Consider the following 25,013-nt stretch of genomic DNA (forward strand, 5'->3'; position numbering starts at 1 on the left):
AATACATGGGGCTCTAGTCACACATTCGTCATCTCTGTCTGTATAATCTCACTTATTTACCTGAGGCAAAGGCATGATCCGTAGTTACACGCTTCAAAATGAGCGCCTTATTGAGCAGGCATCAAAAACAGATGCTGAGGTAGATTTAAAGCAAGCCAGTTGGATTGATTTGCATGACTCATCCGATGAGGAGCGCAGTTTAGTTGATCAGCTTCACCCAAACAGCCTCCCCGAAGCCGATGAAGTTGAAGAAATCGAGGCCAGTGCGCGTTACTTTCTTGAAGGCCAAGATTTGCATGTGCATTCACTTTTTTTATATCAATCTGAAGGCCGTCATAAAACTGCAACCGTCGCATTTACACTTAAACCCGATGTTTTGTTGAGCGTTAGGGATGTGGATTTAGCCGACTTTCGGCTCTTACGGTTACGCTCCCGTCGTGGTTGGGTTGAAGCGGCATCACCTCTGCACATTATGACCGCTATTTTTCAGTTAAAAGTGGATAATTTGGCGGATCAGCTAGAAGACCTTTTGGGACAGCTTGATGATGTCAGCAGCCACATTTTGGAAAATCGAGATGAAGAGCTTGGCAGCCAAATGGATAAGTTGGCGAAGTTAGAAGACAGTAACGGTAAAATCCGCCTGTGTCTAATGGATACCCAGCGTTCTGTATCCTTTTTGTTGCGCAACATTCGTCAAAATGAAGAAGCTCAGGGAGAGTGTCGCCAGATCCTGCGCGATCTTGATACCCTCATGGCCCATGCCGCGTTTATCTTTGAAAAAATTGATTTTTTGATGAATACCTCGCAGGGCTTTATCAATATCCAGCAAGCTAAAATCATTAAAATCTTCTCGATTGCGGCTGTTGTCTTCCTTCCTCCAACCATGATCGCCAGTATCTACGGTATGAACTTTGAGTTTATGCCTGAGTTGGCGTGGACCTATGGTTATCCCTTTGCACTGGGAATGATGTTTTTATCGGGTATTACCCCTTATATGTTCTTCCGCTACAAAGGGTGGCTCTAAAGAAAAAGGGCATCTGTCTGTTTCCTCGCAACAACCAGTTGAGCTTTTTCGCAGTAGGTCAGTTCTAAGTCCGACAGTCTGCTAGACACGGCTTCTGCTTCATTCATATAGAGAGTGAAGCAGATAGATATTCAAGTTTTCTGTATATTCCAAAATAATATATTAAAATTTGTTGTTATAACTATTGTCTTGATATAATCTCCTCACACATAAAATCACTATAGATTATTTATTCTGTAAATAGATGGAGCTCATATGAAGCTAGTTAAACACGCCAAATCGGTTGCACTTGCTCTGGCCATAGGTCTGAGCTCTAGTCACTCCTTTGCTGCGGATCAAACCCTCCTGAACTCGTCTTACGATATCGCAAGAGAGCTATTTGCCAGCTATAACGAACATTTCGCGAGTGTTTGGAAGGAAAAAACAGGTAAGACGGTTGAAGTACGTCAATCACATGGTGGGTCTTCACGTCAGGCTCAGGCCATTATTGAAGGCTTACGTGCAGATGTTGTGACCTATAACCAAGTCACCGACGTGGATATTCTGCATACACGTGGAAAGTTGATTCCTGCAGATTGGCGTGACCAGTTACCGAATGCAAGCTCACCCTATTACTCAACCATGGCGTATCTGGTGCGTAAGGGGAATCCAAAGGGCGTCAGTAACTGGGATGACTTGGCGCGTGATGATGTCAGCAGCGTTTTCCCTAATCCCAAAACCTCAGGGAATGGTCGTTATACCTACTTAGCGGCCTATGGTTATGCGCAAAAAGCCTTTGAAGGTGATGAAGCGAAAGCAGACGAGTTTGTAAAAACCTTCTTATCACGTGTGGCTGTGTTTGATACAGGCGGTCGTGGAGCGACAACAACCTTTGTCGAGCGTGGCATTGGCGATGTCCTGATCACGTTTGAATCAGAAGTGAACAACATTATAGCTGAATTCCCGGATCATGGTTTTGAAGTGGTTGTGCCTAAAGTGAGCTTCTTAGCTGAGTTCCCTGTTGCTGTCGTAGAGCGCCATGCTACACGAAACGGTAACCTTGAATTGGCTAAAGCCTATTTAGATGAGTTGTACTCCGAAGATGCTCAACGTCTATTGGCTGGATTTAATTACCGCGTTCATAACGAAGTGGTTCAAGCCGAGTTTGCTGATCAGTTCCCAGCAGTAGAACTGCTGACAATTGAAGAAATTGCCGGTAGCTGGGACGACGCGATGAGCATCCACTTTGCCAATGGCGCAAAGCTTGATCAATTACAACGTCGTTAATTTTCGGAACAGGATAGTATAGGTATGTCACTGGCAATTGCCTCGTCATTGCCTCAGAGCCCCGGTAAGCGCGTCTTACCGGGTTTCGCTTTGAGCATGGGGATTTCGTTGTTGTTTATCAGTTTAGTGCTGCTATTGCCTATCACTGGGTTAATCGTGCAGACGGCTGGAATGACTTGGCAGGAATACTGGTTTGTTGTTAGTGATCCTCGAGTGGTCGCCTCGTATAAAGTTACTTTGTGGGCGGCACTTATTGCATCCTTATTTAACGGTGTTGTCGGTCTCTTATTGGCATGGGTCTTGGTTCGATACGAGTTCCCCGGAAAACGTATCGTGGATGCTCTAATGGATTTGCCGTTCGCGCTGCCTACAGCGGTTGCTGGGATTACACTATCGGCATTGTTTGCTCAAAATGGTTGGTATGGCTCAATGCTGGCCGAATTAGGCATCCAAGTAGCCTACACGCCAGTAGGGATTATTGTGGCCATGTCCTTTACCAGCTTGCCATTTGTGGTTCGGACGGTACAACCTGTACTTGAAGATTTGGCACCTGAGGATGAAGAAGCGGGTATCACCATGGGTGGAACGGACTGGACGGTGTTTCGCCGAATTATTTTCCCATCTCTGTGGCCGGGTCTATTAACAGGCATAGCACTTTCGTTTACGCGTAGCTTGGTGAGTTCGGTGCGATTATTTTTATCGCAGGCAATATGCCGTACATCAGTGAAGTGACAAGCCTAATGATATTTGTACGTTTACAAGAATATGACTATGCCGGAGCCAGTGCGATTGCATCGGTGGTGTTAATGGCATCATTGGTTCTGTTGTTTTTAATTAATATATGGCAAGCGCATTATTTGCGTCGAATTCATGGTCGATAAGTATGCAAACACGAGCAAGTTTACGCGTCGGTGATCAACCTTGGGTTAAATGGAGTCTGATTAGTCTGGCTCTTTTTATTGTGGGTACTTTGCTCATCGTCCCCTTAGTGGCCATTTTTGTACAAGCCTTCGGTGATGGTGTTCAAGGGTTCCTGGCCAATATAACGGATACCTACACCCTTCATGCCATTAGTCTCACGTTGTTGGTTGCGGCTCTGACGATTCCCCTTAACTTAGTATTTGGGGTGTTCTTGGCATGGCTCGTCACACGGTTCGAGTTTCCAGGGCGTAAGTTGCTAATCACGTTAATTGATATCCCGTTTGCGGTATCTCCGGTGGTGGCTGGCTTGCTCTATTTGTTGTTGTATGGATCCAATGGTTGGTTGGGCAGTTGGTTGATGGACCATGATGTGCAATTGATGTTCTCCTGGCCGGGCATTTTGATGGTGACTGTGTTTGTGACCTGTCCATTTGTGGCAAGAGAGCTAATCCCCTTAATGCAGCAGCAGGGTAAAGAGGAAGAGGAGGCGGGTGTTACCTTGGGCGCGAGCGGTTGGCAGTTGTTCAGGCGAGTGACTCTGCCGAATATTCAGTGGGCACTTATTTATGGTGTTGTGTTAACCAACGCGAGAGCAATGGGTGAGTTTGGTGCTGTTTCGGTCGTGTCTGGAAATATCCGTGGTGAGACCAATACACTGCCATTGCATGTTGAATTGCTGTATCAAGATTACAATGCAGTGGGTGCCTTTACGAGCGCATCATTACTGGCGGGCATAGCCTTAATTACGTTGTTTGTGAAATCATTTGTCGAGTGGCGTCAAGCGCGTCAACGCAGAGTGCTGGATGAGGTGAGTGAATGAGTATTCGTGTTGAAAATATCAGCAAGCGCTTTGGACAGTTTCAAGCGTTGCAACCCTTGACGCTGGAGATTCCTGACGGCGAGCTCGTTGGTTTGTTAGGCCCGTCTGGATCAGGCAAGACAACCTTGTTGCGAATTATCGCAGGGCTTGAAACCGCGGATACGGGGCGCATCCTTTTTCATGGGCAAGATGTAACAAACGTACATGTTCGTGATCGTCGTGTGGGCTTTGTGTTTCAGCACTATGCTTTGTTTCGCCATATGACCGTCGCTCAAAATGTGGCGTTTGGTTTGGAAGTTCTACCTAAAGCGGAGCGTCCAAGTAATACTGAAATTTACAAACGTGTCGCTAACTTGCTGGAAATGGTGCAACTAGGACACTTAGCAAAACGCTATCCATCGCAACTCTCCGGTGGGCAAAAGCAACGTGTGGCGTTGGCGAGAGCTTGGCAATGCAACCACAAGTCTTATTGTTGGATGAACCCTTTGGGGCATTGGATGCAAAGGTGCGCAAGGATTTAAGACGTTGGCTGCGAAGCTTGCATGATGAATTACACTTCACCAGCGTATTTGTTACGCATGACCAAGAAGAAGCTTTGGAGCTTTCCGACAAGGTTGTGGTGATGAGTGCTGGCAAGATTGAGCAGGTTGATAGTCCTCAAGAGCTATACTCGCGCCCAGAAAGTCGTTTTGTGTTTGACTTTTTAGGTCACATCAATGTGCTGGATGCGCAAGTGAAGGGCACACGTCTACAACAAGGCGATGCATGGGTTGAGTTGCCTAAGCCTATCACAGTGCCTGTGGCTCAACTCTATTTACGTCCTCATGAAGTTCATCTGCAACAGGTACCCGTGGCCCATGCAAACCTGCCTTTAACAATTAATGCTGTGAGTTTAATCGGAGCCGAAGTCCGTTTAGAGTTGCAACCTGATGGTTGGCAGGCGGATGAGCCTGGGAAATCGGAATTAGCCACGCGCAATACAATGCATGGCAGCCGATGAGAGGGGATCGTTGCTACGCTGTCCCAGACATTGGGCACTTGTTTATGGAAGGCGTAACAGAGCCAGAGACCTTAACTTGGGCATCAACTTTGATTCAGGATCCGAACTTCCCAAAGCGTAGCGCGCATCTGGCTGAGGTCAGTTAAGGCATCTTAAAAAGGTGCGCGAAAGGCAGAGGTTAAGTGTAGATTAGCATTAAGCCGTGTTTAAAAAGATGAACCTGCAGGTTAAAATGAATATTAGGGAATTCCTATAATAGGAAAGTTATCAACACAGATAATGTGTCTCGGTGGATTGTAGTCGGTGCTGAGCGTTCAACCTTATCAGTGGTTCTTTAAAACATTTAATTCATTTTACCTGTAGGTGTGATCGATGTTCTTTAACGTACATTCTGTAAAAAATCAGATGCGTTTGCTCGTCTTAGTGTTTTTAGTTGTCGTGTTAGCGTTGCTTTCCTTTGCACTTTACGGGTTTAAATACAAAGCGTTTCAATTTGAAGATAACTACAATCGTCGAATGGTCCCCTTATATGAAGTGGAACGGATTGGCGGTTTAATGGAGCAAATTCGTACTGAGTTGCTCTTGTCGATTCAGCACAATCCAACGGGACAATTTGCGTCTATGCACGATCATGCAACCTCGTTGCATACGGGGCGCGTTAAAGCCAGCATTGCCGAAATTGATCGTCTTTGGTCGCATTTTATGTCGGTCTATCACGGCACAGAAGCAACGCAATTGGCAAATCAGTTTCAAACAGCCTATCAACAATACTTAACGGATGCCGTTCAGCCAACGGTTGGTTTTTTAGAATCTGGCGAATATGTTAAAGCTAACTTACATATTTTGCGCTCGGTTAACCCGCTCTATGCCCAAGCGGATAAAGCGAGAGATGCACTCAGTGATCGAAAACTTCGCGGTGCCCAAGAGGCCAAAGAAAATTTAGATCAATTGTCGTCAAGGTTGACTACGCAGTTGATCGTTCTGAGTTTAACAGGATTACTTATTGCACTTTTTGTGGCTTGGAGGGTTATCTCTCGCTTCAAAAAAGGAGTGGCAGACTTGGATTCAATCGCCGACTGCTTAGCCAATGGGGATTTCAGAGATCATCCGTCCTCACACCAGTCGGCCTCTGATGAGTTTGGTGAAATGATCCGGCGCTTTATTGCAACACGAACCAAATTGAGTCAAATGGCACGTCAAATCGGTGAAGCTGGCTTGTCACTTGCGGAGTTAGCCGATCATGGTTCTGTGGTTGCAGAGCAAGCCAGTCGCGGTATTCAAAAGCAACGCATGGAAACAGATATGGTCGCGACTGCAATGTGCGAAATGAATGCTACTGTTCATGACGTCGCTAAAAATGCAGCAAACGCAGCGGCGAGTGCCAATGAAGCAGACCGGAAAGCGAAAGAGGGGCGTGCTGTTGTCACTGAAACGGCGCAGGGAATGGAGCAACTTGCTCAAGAAGTAGAGTCCGCAGCTCTGGTTATTAATGACTTGTCTGAAGATGCTCGCAAGATAGGCTCTGTTGTTGATGTGATTCGAGATATCGCAGAACAAACTAACTTACTGGCTTTAAATGCAGCGATAGAGGCGGCGCGTGCGGGTGAGCAAGGTCGAGGTTTTGCTGTGGTGGCGGATGAGGTTCGCTCGCTGGCGAGTCGTACACAAGACTCCACGAGGGAGATTCAATCGATGGTGTCGCACCTACAAGAAGCGGCTCTGAGATCGACACAGGTTATGAGGAGCGGTGAAACGAAAGCGCAAGAAGGTGTTGTGCACTCCACTAAGGCGAGAGAAGCACTTGATGAAATTATGTCAGCTATCGATGCAATTAACGATATGAATACGCAAATTGCAAGTGCGGCTGAGGAGCAAAGCGCTGTTGCCGATGAAATGAACGAAAATCTAAATCGGATAAATACAGCCGCTGATGAAACGTCTCAGGCGTCTGAATTAACAGCACAGTCCAGTCGACAGATAGCCGAGTACGCTGACAAGCTTAAATCAATCGTAAATCAGCTGAAATTCTAGGGACACGTACAAGGCGCTATTCGATCCGTTAGTCTGAATAGCGCCCGCGCTGGTTTTTAACCTTATCCAACTGCCAAGGCTCGGGTTGTATGGTGGTTTCCACTCGCTCCTGAAGGTCCTCGGGAAGTCTATGTAAGAAGTTCAGTCCGGTCTTGTCTTCGATTTCCCGCACAGTGACCAAAAATTGATCCAAGGGCTCATTGCCTTTAACGTTTTGAGGGACGATAAAGGCTAATACGCTCAATGGGCGCTCAGTGGTGGCAGGCGCTATGAATATTTTGTAAAACGCATCTGGAATTTCAACCCAGCTACTATTCAGTCGTTCCACATCAGGGCCGAGCAAAAAGCCTGAAAAAATCGGACCCGTTATGACCCAGATATTTTGTTTAATTGGAATAAAGTGGTCCATGGCGGCCGCTTCAATTCGTTGCCAAACTTGGCGATTTAACTCAGGGGTCTGTGGGCTAATATTGGTCATCAGAAAACTCTTGAGTTGCGCTTCTCGCCCATGAACGCGTGCCATTGCATAGTTGGGCGCTAAGTGACCTCTGTCGTAGCCGCTCCCCGTATAGTCTTGGTGTGCAACACGAATGATTGTCCGCCAGTCTGTCGAAAAGGTTGAAGGTCTTGGTCCTATGCTGCCTAAAGTGCCTTCATTTAACTGATAGGTAACCCATAAAGGATTCATCCTTGCATCTGAATAGCCCACCATGAATCCGGGATTGCGTAAGACGCGATGCCATGTATGGACCTGTAAGCTGTTCTGAGGGATGGGTAGCCCCGCATAGGCATACTGTTCACGTATTTGGCGCTCAATAAAGTAGGCGGTTGATGCGAACATCAGGATGCAAACGAGCAACCAGGTTGGCAGCTTTAAACCTGATTTAATTAAGGCTTTTGTGGCTTTTGTGGCTTTATGGCCGTTCCTTTTTTTAGAACGGCGGCGAGTCGGACGGAGGGATTTAAACATTGTTACCAATCGTTAAGGTTCACTAAAACGCCGGATAATACGCATCTGAGAATAGCTAAACAATAGTTGAATGCCGCTTTGCACAGGTTAAATGTTGATTTTGAGCAGCCTGTCCTATACTGATTTCTTAAACAGCATGATGAGAATGCAAGCAAATGGAATCAGATAGCAATGATCGGTTGTTAAGTCAGCGCTACAAGTTAGAGCGCCTGATCAGCCGTATTTCATCGAAAATTGTCATGAGTTCTGACACTAATCTTGATGAAAACATTGAGTGTTGTTTACGCTGGCTGGCAGAATTTACTCAAAGTGATCGCAGTTACTTATTTCAAATACGAGAAGAGGTCTTTGCCGATAACACTCATGAGTGGTGTATGCCCGGTATTACGGCGCAAAAGTCGGAGTTACAAGGGCTAGAGCTGAGGGAGGATCTGCATTTTGTTCGCCAGATGCGAGCACAACAAGAAGTTAATTATTCGGATGTTCCTGCGTTACCGGATGCCTATCAGATCGAAAAAGAAATCTTAATGAGTCAAGGTATTCTATCCTTACTGACGGTGCCGATGGTATCCAACCGTTCATTTGTTGGGTTTATTGGCATAGATGCTGTGGTAACAAAACGGACTTGGTCGCAAGATGAAGTGTATCTTCTCAAGTTATGTGGGGAAATGTTTACACATGCCCTTGAGCACAAGCGATCTGCAGAGATAATTAAATCCAGTGAAGCACGTTTGCGTTGTATTTTTGAAAAAATACCCACGATTGCTGTGCAAGGCTATGATCATCAACGTCGAGTGTTTCTATGGAATAAAGCCAGTGAGTTACTCTATGGTTATTCACACGATGAAGCCGTAGGGCGTCGTTTAGAGGAACTCATTATTCCTGTTGAAGCAAGAGAGGCGGTTATTGAAGAAATCACGCGCTGGCTTGATCAGGATCAGGAAATACCCTCGGGTGAGTTAACCTTATTGCACAAAGATGGCTCTCCTCTTCGCGTGTTTTCAAGTCATGTGATGCATACCACTGTAACGGGTGAAAGAGAGCTGTATTGTGTTGATGTTGATTTAATGCCCTTAAAAAATGCGCAATTAGAATTGGAAAGGTTGGCACATTTTGATCCACTGACAGGCTTGCCAAACCGTATTTTGTTATCGGATCGTTTGGCGCAAATGATGACAAGTTCTCGACGCACACACCAGATTCTTGCGGTTGCATATCTCGATCTAGATGGATTTACGCTAATTAACGATCAGTACGGACACTCTGTAGGCGATCGGATGCTGCAGTATTTGGCCGAGAAAATGAAGGAGATGCTGCGGGAAGACGATACGTTAGCAAGAATTGGTGGTGATGAATTTGTCGCGGTATTAGGTGGCATGAGCGAAATCCAGGATTGTGAGCCAGTACTCAGGCGTTTGCTTGCAGCTGCCTCCGAAACTGTTCGAGTGAATGAGCATCAACTGAGCGTATCTGCCAGTATTGGCGTTACTTTTTATCCACTCGACGATGTGGCACCTGATCAGTTACTGCGTCATGCGGATCAGGCGATGTATCTTGCTAAGCAAGCCGGGAAGGATCGTTACCAATTGTTTGATATTCAGCTTGAAGCGGCCATTCGCCAGAAACAAGAGACACTTAAAGCGATTAGCAAGGGCTTGAAGTCAGGTCAGTTCGTTCTGTATTACCAGCCAAAAATCAATATGCAGACATTAGCATTCGAGGGTGCCGAAGCCTTGATTCGTTGGCAGCACCCTCAAGATGGCTTGCTGACGCCTTATGCCTTTCTACCAGTCACACAGGGACATCAATTAGAGCTTGAGATAGGTGAGTGGGTTTTAAATACAGCCTTGCAACAAATGCAGGTGTGGAGCTTGAATGGGTTTGATTGCCCACTCAGCATTAATATAGCGGCACAGCAAATACAGTTCCCAGGCTTTGTTGATCAGTTGAAGTTGGCCTTAAAAAAATACCCACATGTACCGCCACAGCATGTGCAATTAGAAATATTAGAAACCAGCGCGCTGGAGGACATTGCGTCTGTTACACCTATTCTTTCCCAATGTCGGGATTTGGGGGTAAGTCTTGCACTGGATGATTTTGGTACAGGCTACTCTTCTTTAACCTACTTGAAACGTTTACCTATCGATTGCTTGAAAATTGATCAAGGTTTTGTTCGTGATATTATTGGTGATGCTGATGATCTTTCGATTATTCAGGGTGTGTTGGGGTTAGCGAAGGCGTTCAATCTGCACGTGATCGCCGAAGGAGTTGAAACCTCCGCTCATTGTCGTCAGTTATTGGCGTTAGGGTGTCTATCGGGTCAAGGCTATGGCATTGCTCGACCTATGCCTGCATGCGAACTGCCAGGTTGGGTCTGTAACGTCTTACCGACCTTGTGCTTCTGAGCTCTATTCTACGCAACCTCATAGCGATCACGCCCCGCATCTTTTGCCGAATAAAGAGCCTCATCGGCTCGACGAATTAAGTCAGATTGATTTTCGTGTGGTTTTAATACCGCAATCCCAATGCTGGTTGTGAATCCTACCTTTTCTCCGCTGGGGACAGCAACACTGGTTTGGCGGCAGCTTTCGCCAATGGCTGTAGCAACCTGAATGGCCGCTTCTTTATCCATACCCGGGAGAATCATAAGAAACTCTTCTCCACCAAAACGGCCTGCAAGATCCAGTTTTTTTCGCGTATGTTTTCGAAGGATGCTAGCAAATTGCTTCAAGACAATATCACCTGCAGCATGACCATAGGTGTCGTTAAAACCTTTGAACTTGTCCAAGTCAAATAATAACACGGCGAGAGGAAGCGAGTTTTCGCGGCATGTTTCCATATCACTATCGAGTTGTTCAAGTATCAGGCGACGGTTCGCTAAACCCGTCAGTGCATCACGCGTTGCCTGGCGATGTAAGACAAGCAGCATATTGAGTTGATTAACAGTAGCCCACGCCGCGACTATCGCTAATACCAGTAATAACCAGACATTATTGATCGAGTTAACATCACCCAAAACGCCGCGTGTTAATTGAGTCACCAGTTCGGCGCTAGTGAGTAGCAGGGTTAATCCAAGGACTTCAATAATGACCAACGGAAAGATCGCCATCATGCTGATAATCATAAATGGAAAAAATTGATAACCCGCAACACTTTGATCGTATCCATGAATGAGGAGCAGAGCAGAGCTAAAGGCATGAAAAGCAGTGAGTCCTGTAAACAGCAGCAAGAGTCGTAAGAGGGCTAGGCGACGACTATAAGGACGAGTTTGCCAGAAAAAAATTCCTAAAAAGAATAGACTGCTGATCATACGGGCAATTGCAATCGGCCACTGAACATTTGCTGGCAATAACCATTGATCCACAAGTATCCATGCGCTTTGCAAAATAGCTAATAGAAGCGCAATAATTCGTACTCGTCTGAAAATATAATACGAGCGCGTGTGTTGAAAGTAACGTGTGTGGCTGCCAGCTGAGAACAACTCTTGCAACGGATACATGAATGACTCCTTATTCCGCTCATAAAGGCAGACTTTTTTGACTGAGTATAAAGTAAACAGTCAAAACATACTGATTTTTTAGTTTCAAAACCATAATCTACATCAGTGAAAGCCATTTATTTAATCGAATATTCATCTTTTTTTAATCTTCTTTGCAGTGTTGTTTTGATGAACAGTCACTAATATAAAGTCACAGGTTAACAACAATACTTTTCATAGCTCAAGGAGTTGCATCATGATGCGCAAAAATATTCTTTTGATCGGATTCACCACAGCATTGGTATCTGGTTTTGCGTTAGCGGCACCCGTCCATAACACCAACATTACTGAGGAAGAGGTACGACAAGCGCAGGATGCTTGGGGAGCGGCTCTCATTCAAATTAGCCAAGACTACACTGAAGGAGGGTTAGAAAAAGCCAAAGCAACTGCTGAGGCTGTACTGAATCAGGCATACGGCTATCAGCAGGGTCCCGTGCTGTTTAAGCCGACCCTTGCCAGTGGTGAAACAACCTTTAGAATTACCCATGACGGAGCCTTATCCTACTTTGTAGGTGATAACCCTGATTTTGATGACAGTGGCTTTGCCTTGAAAGGTTGGGAAAAATACAGCTTTGAAAATGCTGCTGTGTACATTAATGGCGATCTTGCATTGACCATGGGGCATGTACATATGACAAATTCCGCCGGTGAAACCACCACCGTTGATAAAACCTGGGGCTTTAAAAAAGATGAGCAGGGTGACGTGCGTATTGTTTTGCACCACTCTTCGTTACCCTATAGCCAGTAATCTGGTACTAGCTAACACGATTTAAAACAAACAGCCTAACGTTTCCTCGATCCTTAACTAGGATCGTTAGGCTGCAGTTCGATCACTGAGTAAATAGCCGAGTCCTCTTCGTGTTCTAATGAGCTTCAGCTCAAAATCGGCGTCTATCTTTCGGCGCAGCCTTGCCATGTAAACATCGACTATATTTGTCATGGGGTCTTCAAGTACACCCCAAACATGACTCAAAATTCGCTCTCGACTTAATACACGTCCAGGATTTCGCAGGAGCATTTCCATTATGCGTAATTCTTTTGCGGTTAATTCAATGAGTTGTCCTGCACGTGTGAGTTCTAAGTGGTCAAGATTTAAGCTCAGGTCTGCATAACTCAATCGGTTTTCAGCTTTCGAAAAATGATCCCGTTGTGATAGGGCTTCGATGCGGGCCAAGAGCTCTTCAAAATGAAAGGGCTTGCCGAGATAGTCATCTGCACCACCTCGAAGTCCTGACACGCGATCTTCAACCTCCGATAAGGCTGACAACATCAATATCTTACAGGGAAGTTTAAGATGACGTATGTCTCGGCACACTTGAAGTCCATCTCCATCTTCAAGTAAGCGATCAAGTAAAATCAGGTCGGGCTGATGGGTGCGTACGTAGCTGAGAGTGTCGCTGACTCGGCTGACAATATCAGTTGCGTAGCCTTCAGCTTGCAGGGCTCTGTTTAAAAAATCAGCCAATTTTTGATCATCTTCAACGATCAGTATTTTCACGTTTTATTCGCTCTCTAAGTCAAACAGTGGGAGATAAATGTCGGCGCGGGTGCCTTGAGGCTCATTGGCCGTAAAGACCAAGCATCCATCGTGGGCATCTAAAATATTTTTGGCCAAAGAGAGGCCTAGGCCTAGGCCATCCGGTCGAAGAGCTTGTGCTTTTTTGCCCCGATAATGTCGATTAAATACTGCGTGCCTCTCATCTTCCTCAATCCCTATGCCACGATCCATGACGGAGAATAACACTCTATTTTCTTGAACCTCACAAGCGACTCCTAAATACAGAGTTCCGCCTTGATAGTGAAGGGCGTTTTCTATTAGGACTTTAAACACCAAATCAAGTTTCGCATGGTCAACGAATAAATGTAGCTTAGAATCGATTTGTGGATTGAGTCCCACAGGTGCTTGAACATCAAGTATCACTTGATGATGGCTGGCGAGCAGTAAGCCTTGGCGTTTTAGGTGCTCATAGGTGTCCAAAATAGATGAAGGGGAGAGTTGCACGGACACCAGCGCATGTTGGCCTTTGCTTAACATGATGAGGTCGTCGATACGGGTTGACAGTGATTGACAGCACTCCACAATTCGACTGAACGTGGCGTGTTGTTGTGACTCAGTTAAGGGGTGCATTCTGAGTGCGAGTTCTGCTTCACCCATCATAATGGTCGTCGGTGTTCTGAGTTCGTGGCTTACCTCAGCGATAAAGTTCTTTTGGCGTATTTCTGCATCATGCAGTTGATTGACGACATGTTGGAGTCGTGCGGTGCGTTCTTGTACTTTTTCTTCAGTCGCATCTTGCAGGCGTTGCTGCTGATCACGAGCATTTTTCAAATTGTTGGCCATTAAGTTAAAACCTTGGGCAAGCTCCGCAAACTCTTTGGCACCTGTTTCGGGAATTGTGTTTGAGAAATCACCGCTACTCAAGCGTTGAACACCCTTCAGAAGGTGAGAGAGCGGGCGGGTAAAATGCCGAGTTAAGAAAAGACTTAAGCCAATAAACAACACCAAGCTGATTAGGGTTAAGCTCGCCAGTAAGCCATAAAGAAGGCGTGTCATTTTTGCCGCATCGAGTTCGGCCTGCTGCGTTTTGGCTTTGTGTAAGTCAATTAAGTCATGCACTAGGCTTGCGATATCGGACCCTTGGAATTTATCAAAGAGGGAGATGAGTGTTTGCCAACGCTGAGCATCTGTTTCCAGTTGAATGATTTCACGTGTTTGTAAGGCATGCTTGAGTGCATTCATATTGGTCCATAAAAAGTCGATCTGCTGACTGACTTGCTGGGCAAATGCGGGATCAGAATTGTATTGAGAGCGAGCAAAGAGTGATGTGTTGAGGTTGTCGACATTCTGTAGTTGAGTACTCATCCGATCAAATAGCTCATCACGTAATTGCGTGTCGCGCTTTTCCGTAATGATGAAATCGGCTAACCAAACTTTAAGCCGTTTTGCATCGGCACGAAAATGAACAATCTCGGTGAGCATCAATTGCGCGGATCGGCTGCGTTCGTAATGAAAGCTATTCTGTTGGAAGGCCCAAAACGTGCCCAGTGCTTGAAGCAAAATCAAAACGAAAAAAATACTCAAGGAAATAACGAGTCGTTGTCGATACATCAAGTAGCCTACCTACTTTGCGAGCTGAAGAGGAGTACTTTACGGAATTGGTGCTTTGGGAGCAAACTCGATGAGGCGTCGTAAAAACAGTAGACGATGAGACCCTGTTGCTAAACGGAACGCATGGGTTTTAAAAAAGACAGGCGGCGGTGATCAGTAGGACGCATCACCTCACCCAAGAGAATTAGATGGCTTGGGTGAGGTGTGCATTCTATGGCGCTGTATTAAGAGCTTAGACCACCAAGCTCTTCGATAATGGCTTTAAATCCTTCAACCTGATTGCTCAGGTTCTCATGGACTTCATCACCATCCATATACACGACGGGCATCAAAATACGCTCTTCAGTGATTTCGATAAAGCGTGGATCTTGAGTTGCAAGCTTAAGAACTTCGGCCAAACGCTCTACTTGATTCTCAGGAGTATTCTTCGGAACCATCACCACACGTATTTCACCTGGATCTATCTCGTATCCAAGCTCACGCAGTGTTGGTGCATCAGGGAAAGCGACTAAACGATCATCCGCTAAGCTCGCCAGAACAGGCATTTCACCTGTTTTAGCATAACCCGAATGGGTGCCGCCGCTGTACGCAAAGTCAACATCGCCAGAGAGAATCAAAGGCGCCATGCCTGCACCACCGGAGGTCGGAACGATGCGTAAATCCAATCCTTCTTTTTTCGCAATATAATCGATTAAGAGACGATCAAAGGGGAGTTGCGAAGCATAGCTTGTGCCTGGGTTGGCTTTTGCGTACTCAAGAAACTCCGCCCAGTTACTATACGGCTTGTCTGCACCAGTGACGATTGCAGATTGTCCTAACGTGACGCCTGCAACATAGGTAAAGCTATCGACATCAAAGTTGGTCGGTGTTGCCAATGGGCCGAAGGTCACTGACATTGAGGTGCCAAATACAAAGGTATGGCCTTGATCGCGGCTATTAACCAATTGTTGCAGCGCAACGGCACCGCCTGCACCTGGACGATTAATGACGTTGACTGGCTGTCCTAAGTGTTCACTCATCACATTTGCCAGCACGCGTCCCTGAATGTCAGTACTCCCACCTGCACCCCAGCCAATCACCATGCTTAAGGGCTTAGATGGAAAGTTATCTGCCAAGACTGAACTGCTTACAGCAAGTGCGCCCGTAATCAATGCGGTTTTCAGAAGGCTCTGTAATTTCATTGTGTTCCCCTCAGTTTATAGTATTTTGCTGAATTGAGTCTAAGGCTCAATCTGCATTCGGAAGTGATTTCTTCCGTTGTTGTATGCCTGTCCAGGCAAATCGAACCAGTAAGATGATCGTTAGCACGACAAAAAAGGCCGCAATGGGTCTGTCGAGCAAAATGCCAACATCGCTACCGGATAAAATAATGGATTGGCGTAGATTTAACTCCAACATGGGTGTAACGATAAATGCGACTAAAAACGTCACAAACGAGTAGTCAAACTTTTTCAAGAAGAAGCCAAGAATGGAAAAACCAAACACCACTAATAAGCCAAAGGTGCCATAGCCTTGTACTTGAATACCGGCAAGGCATAAAAAGATGACGATAGGGATGACTATATGTGATGGGATATTGGTGATTTTTGCAAAAATTCGCAGACCATACCAGCCAATTGCCAGCATCAATAAGCTCGCCACAATCATTCCTGAGAAGAGGGAAAAGAGCATTTCGGGCTGTTCACGCAGCATTAAAGGCCCTACGGTAATGCCATGAATCATGAACGCGCCGACGAGAAGCGCCGCAGATACACTGCCGGGAATGCCTAAGCCAAATAACGGAATATAGCTTGCTGGAATAACAGCATTGTCAGCGGATTCTGAGGCCGCGATGCCTCTAGGATCACCTTTACCAAAGGTATCTGGATTTTTGGCGGAACGCTTGGCGGCACCATACGACATAAACGAGCCCACAGATGGGCCGAGCCCTGGGAGTGCACCAACAAACGCTCCGATTGCTGTACCTTTAAAAATGGTGGGCAGGGTGGTTTTAAATTCCGACCATTTTAAGTCGTCATTTTGATTCTCGGTAAGATTGATGGCCGATTGGCCTTTATTGCGTCGATATTCATCCAGTTGAACAAACATCTCGGATAAGGCCAGTGTGCCAATGACCAGTGGTAAAATAGGGACACCTTCCATCAACTCCATATAACCGAAGGTTAGGCGCATGGCTCCAGTTTCAGGATCCATTCCCACGGTTCCGAGCACGATCCCCAATCCACCTGCCGCCATGCCCTTTAAGAAAGAGCCGCCCGCCATACCTGCAATAAAGACTAGGGCGAAAATGAGAATGGCCGCCAGTTCATAGGGGCCAAATTTTAGCGCAACGGACGCAAAGGGAATCGCAACTGCAATCAACAACAAAGTCGCCAGTAGGTCACCGATGACCGATGCTAAGAGACCAATTTTTAATGCTGTTCGGGGGCGTCCATCTCGTGCCATCGGGTAGCCATCCAAGCAGGTTGCTGCAGAAGAGCTTTCACCTGGGGTGTTAAGAAGAATGGCGGATACGGCGCTACCAGCTGCAGTGCCTTTGGATAAACCAATTAAAAATGAAATGGCGGCATAAGGTGACATGTAAAAGGTTAAGGGAATCGCAATGGCGATTGCGACCGCACGATTCAACCTGGGATAACCCCGACAATGTAACCGAGTAAAACTCCACCCAGTATAACGGTGATGGACTCCCAGCTGAGCGCCGTTGCAAACGCACTGTAAAAAACACTGAATTCGGGCATTTACACGACTCCTATGCGCATGAGGTACACCGTCAAAATGTATAGGCCTGCGGTGGGTGTAAGGGTGCAGATAAGGTAAATGGGCCAGCGCTGCTCACCTAGAATGAACAGCAAACCACCAATAAGCAGGGGAGCAATCCAAGTCAGAGGAAGATAAATTGCGAGAATGATAAAGAGTAAGACATAGAGGAATGGCCAGACTTGGTGCCAGATCTCGTTAAAATTAACACTGGATATCAGTGACTCTTTTGAGCTCACCAAAGCAATACTAGATAAAATCACGAGGCTGCTAGCGCTTAAGAGCATGATCCAAGCGCCAATTGTCGCGACAAGCTGAGGGGGTAAGCCGAACGAAAAGCCGCCACCGCCGAAGGTGGGGATAATCCAAACCAGAAGTGTCACAGAAAATGCAACGACCGCTAATCCAGACCAGAAATTGATTCTGAGCATGGTAATGTTCCCAACTAAATTAAATCATGGGCACTGAGCGTCTCTTAGTGATCCGCCCTGTTATTGTTATTCTTTTATTTCAACATAAAATGAACAGGGATGTAACTTAACGACTAGGTGATGCTTGATGTGACCTGTATTCATTAAAGCATCAACTAGCGCCAAGTTGCTTATCCCTCTGTATTTTTTAAAACGTGAATTCAATTACCTACCTGAAAAACAAGGTGCAGATGAATAATTGAATTTTTTAATCTAAGCGGCTTTTGAAGCCACTTAATGGTTCAGGCTTTGCTATTTTCGGATACTTTGTTCAGACCAAGCTGTTGCATCTATGTCTAGATCTGAAAACATCTCTGGATTTAGCACGGGTCTTTGTATACCTCGGCTCAACTGTCCTTGATAATCCCTTAGAATACGAAGGCAGGTTGGGAGAAGCATCATAATTGCAACAAGGTTCACGACAGCTAGAACTCCCATCATCGGATCGGAGAAGAAGAAAACAGCCGTCGCTCCCGGCGCAATTGCACCTAAGAAAACGACGGCAACAATGACAATGCGTAAAGCCAGCGTTGCCATCGGATGTTGGGTCATAACCGCTATGGCATTTTCACCCAAATAGTAGTTATAAATGATAGAGCTAAATGCAAACAGCAGGATCATGAGTGACAAGAGATATTGCGTCCAATCACCTAGATGATAAGCAAGGGATTGTTGTGTCAAGACAACACCATCGATACCGTTAGCTCCCGGGCTGTAAATGTTCCCGAGTAAGATAACAAAGGCTGTGCATGAGCAAATGACCAGCGTATCAATAAATACGGAGAAAGACTGTGTAATTCCTTGACTAATAGGATGACGAACATCTGCAGCTGCAGCAACATTAGGGGCCGAGCCTAAACCTGCTTCGTTGGAAAATAAGCCTCGACGAATACCTTGTGCTATCGCGGCCCCCATGCCACCACTGACAGCTTCTTCAAAACCAAAGGCATTAGCAAAAATGCTGGCAAGTACGCTTGGAATTTCAGTGATGTTGAGCAGAATAATCACGACGGCCATCAGGATATAAATCATTGCCATGAGTGGCACAACCACTTCAGACACTCTGGCAATACGACGAATCCCGCCAAAGACAATGGCAGCGGTCACAATCGCTAGGAGCACTCCCGTTATATAACGGTTGATTCCCAAGCTGCTTTCAACAGATCCTGCAACGGTATTTCCTTGAAATGCATTGAACCCCAACCCAAATGCCGCAAGTAAACAGACCGCATAGACAACGGCTAACCATTTATATTGAGCCCCTAATCCATGAATAATTGTGTTTGCAGGGCCGCCTCTGAAGGTTCCATCCGGCTGTTTTCGTTTAAAAAGTTGAGCAAGTGAGCATTCGACTAAACTCGTTGCCATGCCGATAAATGCAATCGCCCACATCCAAAACACAGCACCGGGTCCACCAAGCGTGATGGCGACCGCAACCCCTGCGATATTACCACCCCCTACACGCCCACCAACGGAGAGCATCAATGCGGCTCTCGCGGAGACATTATTTGGGTCTGCTGATTCATTCTTAGGTGATAAAACAGCGAACATCCGCTTAAAGTATCTGAATTGTACACAGCCTGTCATAAGCGTTATGAAGGCGCCAAAAATAACAAGAAGTGGAATTAATGACCATCCCCAGGTCAAATCATCCAGAACGCAAAAAAAATTTTCGACAAAGGTCATTATTCATTTCTCCGTTTTTAATCCGAGATTTTTCGCCCGGGCAATTGGCAGTTACGAAATCATCTCGTGTTGTTATTGTTTTATTTCCTAGCGTCAGAGTAATAAGGCTCAGAGGTAGATACTTGTATATTTCAGCCAATATGTTTATTTTTAAGACTTGCTTGTTAATTGGATATTTAAACAATGAGTTCCAGTCCTATTGAAGACACGCCCGAAGCCTATATCGCTTGGTTGGATGAAGTTTGGTCTCGTCAATTGAATCAAAAAAAGGATCAGGGCCTTGTTGTTGGCATCTTGCTGTGGCCTGATTTTCCACTCATGTCCTTGACGGGAATTATTGAAAGTTTGCGTCATGCCGGTGATTTTGGTGATCAATCCAGGCAAATCGAAGGTCGATGGGAAATTCTGGGGAATCCGAATGTGCCAATAAAGGCCAGTTGCGGTTTAGAGTTTAAACCCACTTGCCATTACACCCATCCGGCAGAGTTTGATTACATTTTTGTCATAGGTGGTTTGCTGAGCCAATTGAGCAAAGCACCCTTAAGACACCGTCAATATATTCGCCTTGCTCGCCAGTCAGCCTGTACGCTGGTGGGGGTATGTACAGGCAGTTTCATCCTAGTGGAAGAGGGGTATTTAGATACTGTAAAGGCCTGTATACACCCTTATCATCAACGTGACTTTGAGCAGCGCTTCCCGAAGTTCTTGTATACGACACATAAAGATTTCAGCATAGATGATGGTGTAATTACGGTTCCGGGTGGTACCTCTATTCTTGCCCTTATGTCGCATATCATCTCAACGCATTATGGTGCTGATCGTTCAGCTAAGGTCTCTCATCAAATCTCTTTGCCGGAAAGACGTGGCGTCAGTCATTTTGAGCGATCCGCGATTATTCGCCATATGGAAGTCAAGGATCCAAGAATTCAAAAAGCCATCGCGATCATTGAACATGCCCAAGAGACACCTTTAAGTGTCTCGGAGCTTGCTAAGCAGCTGGGTATGAGTGAACGCCATTTTTCGAGGTTATTTTCGGCTGAGGTTGGTGTCTCGCCGAGAGAATACCTGCTTAAAATGCGTTTGAAGCTGGCGGTATGGTTGCTACAGCATACGTCTAAACCGATCACCTCCGTGGCCTATGATGCGGGGTTCTCAAGCGTTGCGCACTTATCAACGTTGTGTAGCAAACGCTTTGGAATCACCCCATCAGAAATACGTAAAGGTGGCTCCATATCAAGAGTTGATTAGGGAGCGACCTGCTCCGCAGCGCCCAGAGATAGGGTCCAGCCTAAGGTGCCGTGCCCTAGATTCAGATACAAACCCGCCAGACTTCCTCTTCTAATAATCGGTTGAGAGGAGGGGGTGACGTAACGGGCACCCGACCAAACACGCTTAGGTGGCCCTTGGTCTTCACCGAAAAAATGTGGGAAGGCGGCTTGTGCTGTTTGCATCAGTGTCTCAAAGCGATGGGACATAAACTGAAATCTGTGTTGACCAATGTCCGCCAGACCCGCAACGCGTAACTCCTTGCCTAAGGGTGCAAATACCAGTTTGCGTTTAACATCCGTAATAGAGGTCTGCATCGCCTGCGGGTGTGCATCGGCGGTAAATGAATAGCCTTGCACAGGCCACATATCTCCGAGTGAGCGATCTTTGCTAGGGAGTAGGTCACAGGATTGTCCCGTAGTGATCACTAATGTATCGCACTCAAGGGGAGCTGAGTCTCTAAAGCTCACGCCTGTCGCCCGGTCTTTAGTGTGATTAATACGTTGTACTTTCTGATTGAACTGTGTTTTTAAACCGTATTCATGTTGGAGTGACTCTACCAGCTTTTGACAAAATACATCTGGGCGTCCAGCCGCATCTCCTGGGCTGTAAACGACGGAGGCAATCGGGTCTGGATAATGCGCCAGTGCAGGTTCAATCACGGTGGCCTCCTCTCGTGTTAAGACTGACAGTTGAAAACCTTGTTGTCTTTTTTGCTCCAGTATTTTTGCGTGTTTTTGGCAACTTTCCAGCGTTGGATAGAGCAGCATTTTGCCATTTATCTCGTAATCAAACTCAATTGGGTGCTTTTCAAGCAGCTCCAATAACAGTGCGTGGCTTCGTAGGGCTATGCGAGATAGCGTTAAGGTATTGTTTGAAAAACGAGCGGACGTTGAGTTGATCAAAAAGCGCAAACCCCAGGCTAAAAAATCAGGATCGGCCTGCAGTGTACAGCGGTATGCTGGATCTCTTTTCAGTAAAATGCCAGGCAGTTGAGCCAGTAGAGAGGGTGATGCGAGCGCGTCACAGTACGCATAACTAAGCTGTGCGCCATTCTGATGGCTTGACCCCATGGCGGGAGCGGGTTTTTCATCCAGCAGGGTGACAGCAAAGCCTGCTTTACATAGCATATAGGCGGATGCGACACCTGCCACGCCTGCGCCGATAACAATGGCTTTTTTCATGTTATTGATCATCATCTACGATTAGTGTTAGCTCAATTTCAACCGGAACGCCACGAGGTAAGGAGCTGACACCGATTGCAATGCGCGCATGTTCCCAGCGGTCAGGGAAAATGTCTCGTAAAAGCTCGGATGCTCCATCAATCACTTTACCGTGTTGGGTAAAGTCAGGCGTTGCTGCGACATACCCTGCCAAACGAACAAACTGTTTGATTTTAGTGATATCACCGACAAGCGTTTCGACTTGTGCTAACGCATTTAAAATGGCGATACGCGCATTCTTCTGTCCTTCCTCAATGCTGACACTGTCTCCGACAAGACCGACGGTCATGACAGCATCGTTAATCAGAGGGACTTGGCCTGAAACGACCACTTGATTACCCACACGAATGGCACCCAGAAAAGGCCCAGGTGAGGGTGGTGCAATTGGCAAGGTGATGCCTAAATTCGTCATACGTTCATATGTATTCATAGAGTCTCTCCGCGGTTTTTGACGGTGTTCGGTTTATCTAAGTGATGATTGAGCAGCGGCTTGGACAAACCCCCGCAGCAGGTTTTTATCAAATTCAGATAACTGAAATTCAGGGTGCCACTGCACGCCAATGCATAAACTGTCTAAGTGCCCTTCAATGGCTTCGACGACACCATCAGGCGATAAAGCGGTAACATCAAAGTTGCCTGAGCCAACCAATGATTGACGGTGAAAACTGTTTACCCAAGCGGTCTCTGAGTCATGTTGTGCTCGTAGCCATGAGTCATGACGCAACTGCACTTCATGTGCAAGACGGTTCGGTTGTGAAAAGGGTAGGTGCAGGCTTTGAACTTCGGCATCTTGAATATCGTCAATCTTGGCACCGAGGAACTCACCGATGATTTGCATGCCGTGACAAATACCCAAAACAGGAATGCCATGATCAAATGCAGCGGCAAGCAGCTTTTTTTCAAAATCAGTACGTATCGATGATGAGCCATTTCCTGGCGCCGATCCCGAAAATAGAATTCCGTCCGATTGATGAATCAGGTGTGGAATTAAGTCTTCAATAAAAGGGGCCAATAAGGGCAAAGCACCCGCTTGAAACAGTGCTTGTGCATAGTTGGCATTACAGTGATAGATGTGTTCATTTGCCGTTACGTTTAGGTCTTGAATCAACAAGATGGTTGGAGCTTTTTTATCTGTAGTCAATTCGTTCATAAGGATCACGCTATAGGTATGGGTAACGATCAAGACGTTACCCCTTTAGAGATAGCCGTAGAGTATCGTGTGTATAGGGATATTGATTATATAAATGAGACGGATTTTTCAAATTTAAGACATCGTGGTTGGGATGGTCTAATACAGGCTTTGCATATGTGTTGGGGGCATATAAGCAACAGGTTTGCGAAGGATTCGATGTTTTATCTCACCCCTTTAATGCAGCCCACCACATACGCGCCTTAATTCCCCAGCGACTGGTCAACCCCACTTCTGAAAATGCAATTTCACCCTGTGAATCTAATACAAACAGAGTTGGTAATACGCTCACTCCTAAGCGCTGAGCGAGTTCGCCACTTGGGTCATTAATGACGGGAAGCTCTACGAGATTATTTGCCGTTAAAAAGGCCTTTACGTCGTTATCGGACCCAGATTGCATAGCTAGGGTTATCACGGGATAGTCTTGAGTCAGAAGATGGATCGTCGGCAGTTCTATCCGGCAAATACGGCACCAGTCTGCCCAAACCACGACTAACAAGGGTTGGCCAGCATAGTCTCCAAGAGCAATATTCCCTCCACTAAGAAGCTGAGACTCTGGAAGTGGAAAATAACCAGAATCAACGCTAGGTGCTTGATACGCTCGGACACCCGCTATCAGCAGGATAAACAGAAGGGCTTCGACACTCCAGCGATAGCGTCTTGGCAGTTGGGCATAACGGTTAAACAAACGCTTCATCAATACGGGCTTTTCGTCATTTAATAGGAGAGGGGTATAATACGGTTTAACGTTAGTCGACAGTAGGGTAGGGAATGAACTCGTCTTCATCTCCCGGCACTTTTGCAAAACGCCCTTGCTGCCAGTCTTGCTTGGCTTGTTCAATGCGTTCTTTGCGGCTGGAGACGAAGTTCCATTCCATATACCGTTTGCCAATTCCTTGCCCGCCAATCAAGGCTATGCGAGTTGCTGAGCTGGCCGTAATTAAAATATCCTGATGTTGGGTCAAAACTGCCATTTGATGTGCTTTGATCGGTGTTTCGGATAGACAAACTTCTCCGCTAGCAACATAAAGACCGCGCTCATCCGCGTAGGGTAATCTTAGTGTTTGGCCTTCGGCTAGGTCGGCTTCGATGTAAAGTGTTTCAAAGAATGTTTTCACAGGTGAAGAGACACCATAGGCAGAACCTACCAGAACACGTACCTTGACACCCTCAAGGTTAAGTGCCGGGATATCAGGCGAGGGGTAGTGATAAAAAGCGGGATCAATTTCTTCATCGGCATCCGGCAAGGCTAGCCAAAGTTGCAAGCATGAAGCGAGTGCGGCACAGCGTTGACTTCATTACGCTCGCGTTCGGAATGCACAATGCCTTTTCCGGCGACCATCAGGTTGATATCACCGGGGCGGATGGGTTGATGGCTGCCTAGAGAGTCGCGATGCAATATCTCACCTTCAAATAAATAGGTAACCGTCGCTAGATTGATGTGTGGATGAGGGCGTACATTAACCCCTTTACCTGGTGGAAAATGCGCCAAGCCCATTTCATCAAAAAACACCCAAGGGCCGACTGAGCGACGTTCACGAACGGGTAAGCAACGACGAACGGAAAATCCACCTAGATCTTTAGGCCGTGGATCAATGATTAGATCAATGGCATCACAGCCTTGATTGGTTGTGCATTCAGCTTCAGAGAAGGAATCGTTTGTGCTCATAGCAAGGCTTCTTTACTCAAATGAAAAGGTTAGATTCATTCAGACTAGGTCATTGGCGATAGGATCTCAAG

The 25,013-nt window shown here is 46.3% G+C and carries 21 protein-coding genes and 2 pseudogenes; 9 read left to right on the forward strand and 14 right to left on the reverse strand.

The genetic code is table 11. The features are described from left to right. The first annotated feature begins 73 nt into the window (after positions 1-73). From corA to D791_RS08795, 6 genes and pseudogenes are all read left to right on the forward strand, one after another. Positions 74-1,024: a magnesium/cobalt transporter CorA gene (corA, locus tag D791_RS08770; RefSeq protein ID WP_036510420.1), complete on the forward strand. Its 951-nt coding sequence runs from the start codon at positions 74-76 to the stop codon at positions 1,022-1,024. A 255-nt stretch (positions 1,025-1,279) separates the two neighbouring features. Then, on the forward strand, positions 1,280-2,290 hold the full coding sequence (cysP, locus tag D791_RS08775; RefSeq protein ID WP_036510423.1) for a thiosulfate ABC transporter substrate-binding protein CysP: 1,011 nt from the start codon (positions 1,280-1,282) through the stop codon (positions 2,288-2,290). Positions 2,291-2,314: 24 nt separating this feature from the next. After that, a pseudogene (gene cysT, locus D791_RS08780) lies at positions 2,315-3,171 on the forward strand (sulfate/thiosulfate ABC transporter permease CysT). A 2-nt stretch (positions 3,172-3,173) separates the two neighbouring features. Further along, positions 3,174-4,031: a sulfate/thiosulfate ABC transporter permease CysW gene (cysW, locus tag D791_RS08785; protein WP_036510426.1), complete on the forward strand. Its 858-nt coding sequence runs from the start codon at positions 3,174-3,176 to the stop codon at positions 4,029-4,031. Further along, positions 4,028-5,177: pseudogene (locus tag D791_RS08790) on the forward strand (sulfate/molybdate ABC transporter ATP-binding protein). Before cysW ends, D791_RS08790 begins: the two are co-directional and overlap by 4 nt. 226 nt (positions 5,178-5,403) lie before the next feature. After that, positions 5,404-7,062, forward strand: coding sequence for a methyl-accepting chemotaxis protein (locus D791_RS08795; RefSeq protein WP_036510429.1), 1,659 nt, complete (start codon positions 5,404-5,406; stop codon positions 7,060-7,062). A 28-nt stretch (positions 7,063-7,090) separates the two neighbouring features. Here D791_RS08795 and D791_RS08800 read toward each other — a convergent pair whose 3' ends face one another. Continuing rightward, positions 7,091-8,032, reverse strand: a complete 942-nt coding sequence (locus tag D791_RS08800; protein WP_081763793.1) for a DNA/RNA non-specific endonuclease — start codon at positions 8,030-8,032, stop codon at positions 7,091-7,093. Between the two features lie 155 nt (positions 8,033-8,187). On the opposite strand from D791_RS08800, the gene D791_RS18890 reads away from it, so the two are divergent. Next, a complete protein-coding gene (locus D791_RS18890; RefSeq protein WP_051514362.1) occupies positions 8,188-10,437 on the forward strand; it encodes a bifunctional diguanylate cyclase/phosphodiesterase in 2,250 nt (749 codons plus the stop codon). An 8-nt stretch (positions 10,438-10,445) separates the two neighbouring features. Here the strand turns inward: D791_RS18890 and D791_RS08810 are convergent, their stop codons facing one another. Continuing rightward, the gene (locus D791_RS08810) at positions 10,446-11,531 is read right to left on the reverse strand and encodes a GGDEF domain-containing protein (RefSeq protein ID WP_081763794.1); all 1,086 of its coding nucleotides are present in this window, start codon (positions 11,529-11,531) and stop codon (positions 10,446-10,448) included. A 235-nt stretch (positions 11,532-11,766) separates the two neighbouring features. Between D791_RS08810 and D791_RS08815 the strand changes: the two genes are divergently transcribed. Further along, entirely contained in the window at positions 11,767-12,318 is a 552-nt protein-coding gene (locus D791_RS08815) for a phosphoribosyl-AMP cyclohydrolase (RefSeq protein WP_081763795.1), read from the forward strand. A gap of 66 nt (positions 12,319-12,384) precedes the next feature. Here the strand turns inward: D791_RS08815 and D791_RS08820 are convergent, their stop codons facing one another. The 6 genes from D791_RS08820 to D791_RS08845 all read right to left on the reverse strand — a co-directional run bounded on the left by D791_RS08820 (position 12,385) and on the right by D791_RS08845 (position 19,595). Then, on the reverse strand, positions 12,385-13,068 hold the full coding sequence (locus tag D791_RS08820; protein ID WP_036510432.1) for a response regulator transcription factor: 684 nt from the start codon (positions 13,066-13,068) through the stop codon (positions 12,385-12,387). Positions 13,069-13,071: 3 nt separating this feature from the next. Beyond that, positions 13,072-14,679, reverse strand: a complete 1,608-nt coding sequence (locus D791_RS08825) for a sensor histidine kinase (protein WP_036510435.1) — start codon at positions 14,677-14,679, stop codon at positions 13,072-13,074. Positions 14,680-14,903: 224 nt separating this feature from the next. Beyond that, entirely contained in the window at positions 14,904-15,860 is a 957-nt protein-coding gene (locus D791_RS08830; RefSeq protein WP_036510438.1) for a Bug family tripartite tricarboxylate transporter substrate binding protein, read from the reverse strand. A 46-nt stretch (positions 15,861-15,906) separates the two neighbouring features. Further along, on the reverse strand, positions 15,907-17,307 hold the full coding sequence (locus tag D791_RS08835; protein WP_237748576.1) for a tripartite tricarboxylate transporter permease: 1,401 nt from the start codon (positions 17,305-17,307) through the stop codon (positions 15,907-15,909). A 113-nt stretch (positions 17,308-17,420) separates the two neighbouring features. After that, on the reverse strand, positions 17,421-17,870 hold the full coding sequence (locus D791_RS08840; RefSeq protein WP_036510442.1) for a hypothetical protein: 450 nt from the start codon (positions 17,868-17,870) through the stop codon (positions 17,421-17,423). Positions 17,871-18,161: 291 nt separating this feature from the next. Continuing rightward, positions 18,162-19,595 carry an alanine/glycine:cation symporter family protein gene (locus D791_RS08845; RefSeq protein WP_036510445.1) on the reverse strand — a complete coding sequence of 478 codons (1,434 nt, stop codon included), beginning with the start codon at positions 19,593-19,595 and terminating at the stop codon, positions 18,162-18,164. 183 nt (positions 19,596-19,778) lie between these two features. On the opposite strand from D791_RS08845, the gene D791_RS08850 reads away from it, so the two are divergent. Further along, positions 19,779-20,843: a GlxA family transcriptional regulator gene (locus D791_RS08850; RefSeq protein WP_051514363.1), complete on the forward strand. Its 1,065-nt coding sequence runs from the start codon at positions 19,779-19,781 to the stop codon at positions 20,841-20,843. On the opposite strand, the gene D791_RS08855 is transcribed toward D791_RS08850, so the two are convergent. From D791_RS08855 to D791_RS20865, 6 genes are all read right to left on the reverse strand, one after another. Continuing rightward, positions 20,840-22,045 (reverse strand): FAD-dependent oxidoreductase, encoded by a 1,206-nt coding sequence (locus D791_RS08855; protein ID WP_036510448.1) that lies wholly within the window; start codon positions 22,043-22,045, stop codon positions 20,840-20,842. The two genes, D791_RS08850 and D791_RS08855, sit on opposite strands and share 4 nt — an antisense overlap. Position 22,046: 1 nt before the next feature. Beyond that, entirely contained in the window at positions 22,047-22,514 is a 468-nt protein-coding gene (locus tag D791_RS08860) for a RidA family protein (RefSeq protein WP_036510451.1), read from the reverse strand. A 33-nt stretch (positions 22,515-22,547) separates the two neighbouring features. Next, on the reverse strand, positions 22,548-23,234 hold the full coding sequence (locus D791_RS08865) for a gamma-glutamyl-gamma-aminobutyrate hydrolase family protein (protein WP_157682287.1): 687 nt from the start codon (positions 23,232-23,234) through the stop codon (positions 22,548-22,550). Positions 23,235-23,442: 208 nt separating this feature from the next. Next, on the reverse strand, positions 23,443-24,060 hold the full coding sequence (locus D791_RS08870) for a redoxin domain-containing protein (protein WP_081763797.1): 618 nt from the start codon (positions 24,058-24,060) through the stop codon (positions 23,443-23,445). Then, a complete protein-coding gene (locus D791_RS20860; RefSeq protein WP_237748577.1) occupies positions 24,023-24,538 on the reverse strand; it encodes a pirin family protein in 516 nt (171 codons plus the stop codon). Before D791_RS20860 ends, D791_RS08870 begins: the two co-directional genes overlap by 38 nt. Further along, positions 24,523-24,942, reverse strand: a complete 420-nt coding sequence (locus tag D791_RS20865; RefSeq protein WP_237748578.1) for a pirin family protein — start codon at positions 24,940-24,942, stop codon at positions 24,523-24,525. The genes D791_RS20860 and D791_RS20865 overlap by 16 nt, the downstream gene beginning before the upstream one ends. Between the last annotated feature and the right edge of the window lie 71 nt (positions 24,943-25,013).

The organism is Nitrincola nitratireducens (assembly GCF_000585235.1).
In the GTDB taxonomy this organism is placed as follows: domain Bacteria; phylum Pseudomonadota; class Gammaproteobacteria; order Pseudomonadales; family Balneatricaceae; genus Nitrincola; species Nitrincola alkalisediminis.

Coding starts and splice junctions, on each gene's coding strand:
- D791_RS08850 (WP_051514363.1), top strand. CDS start 19,779: ATGAGTTCCAGTCCTATTGAAGACACGCCCGAAGCCTATATCGCTTGG.
- cysW (WP_036510426.1), top strand. CDS start 3,174: ATGCAAACACGAGCAAGTTTACGCGTCGGTGATCAACCTTGGGTTAAA.
- D791_RS08830 (WP_036510438.1), bottom strand. CDS start 15,860: ATGAAATTACAGAGCCTTCTGAAAACCGCATTGATTACGGGCGCACTT.
- cysP (WP_036510423.1), top strand. CDS start 1,280: ATGAAGCTAGTTAAACACGCCAAATCGGTTGCACTTGCTCTGGCCATA.
- D791_RS08800 (WP_081763793.1), bottom strand. CDS start 8,032: ATGTTTAAATCCCTCCGTCCGACTCGCCGCCGTTCTAAAAAAAGGAAC.
- D791_RS08860 (WP_036510451.1), bottom strand. CDS start 22,514: ATGAATACATATGAACGTATGACGAATTTAGGCATCACCTTGCCAATT.
- D791_RS08870 (WP_081763797.1), bottom strand. CDS start 24,060: ATGAAGACGAGTTCATTCCCTACCCTACTGTCGACTAACGTTAAACCG.
- D791_RS18890 (WP_051514362.1), top strand. CDS start 8,188: ATGGAATCAGATAGCAATGATCGGTTGTTAAGTCAGCGCTACAAGTTA.
- D791_RS08865 (WP_157682287.1), bottom strand. CDS start 23,234: ATGAACGAATTGACTACAGATAAAAAAGCTCCAACCATCTTGTTGATT.
- D791_RS20865 (WP_237748578.1), bottom strand. CDS start 24,942: ATGAGCACAAACGATTCCTTCTCTGAAGCTGAATGCACAACCAATCAA.
- D791_RS08795 (WP_036510429.1), top strand. CDS start 5,404: ATGTTCTTTAACGTACATTCTGTAAAAAATCAGATGCGTTTGCTCGTC.
- D791_RS08815 (WP_081763795.1), top strand. CDS start 11,767: ATGATGCGCAAAAATATTCTTTTGATCGGATTCACCACAGCATTGGTA.
- D791_RS08810 (WP_081763794.1), bottom strand. CDS start 11,531: ATGTATCCGTTGCAAGAGTTGTTCTCAGCTGGCAGCCACACACGTTAC.
- corA (WP_036510420.1), top strand. CDS start 74: ATGATCCGTAGTTACACGCTTCAAAATGAGCGCCTTATTGAGCAGGCA.
- D791_RS08855 (WP_036510448.1), bottom strand. CDS start 22,045: ATGAAAAAAGCCATTGTTATCGGCGCAGGCGTGGCAGGTGTCGCATCC.
- D791_RS08845 (WP_036510445.1), bottom strand. CDS start 19,595: ATGACCTTTGTCGAAAATTTTTTTTGCGTTCTGGATGATTTGACCTGG.
- D791_RS08825 (WP_036510435.1), bottom strand. CDS start 14,679: ATGTATCGACAACGACTCGTTATTTCCTTGAGTATTTTTTTCGTTTTG.
- D791_RS08840 (WP_036510442.1), bottom strand. CDS start 17,870: ATGCTCAGAATCAATTTCTGGTCTGGATTAGCGGTCGTTGCATTTTCT.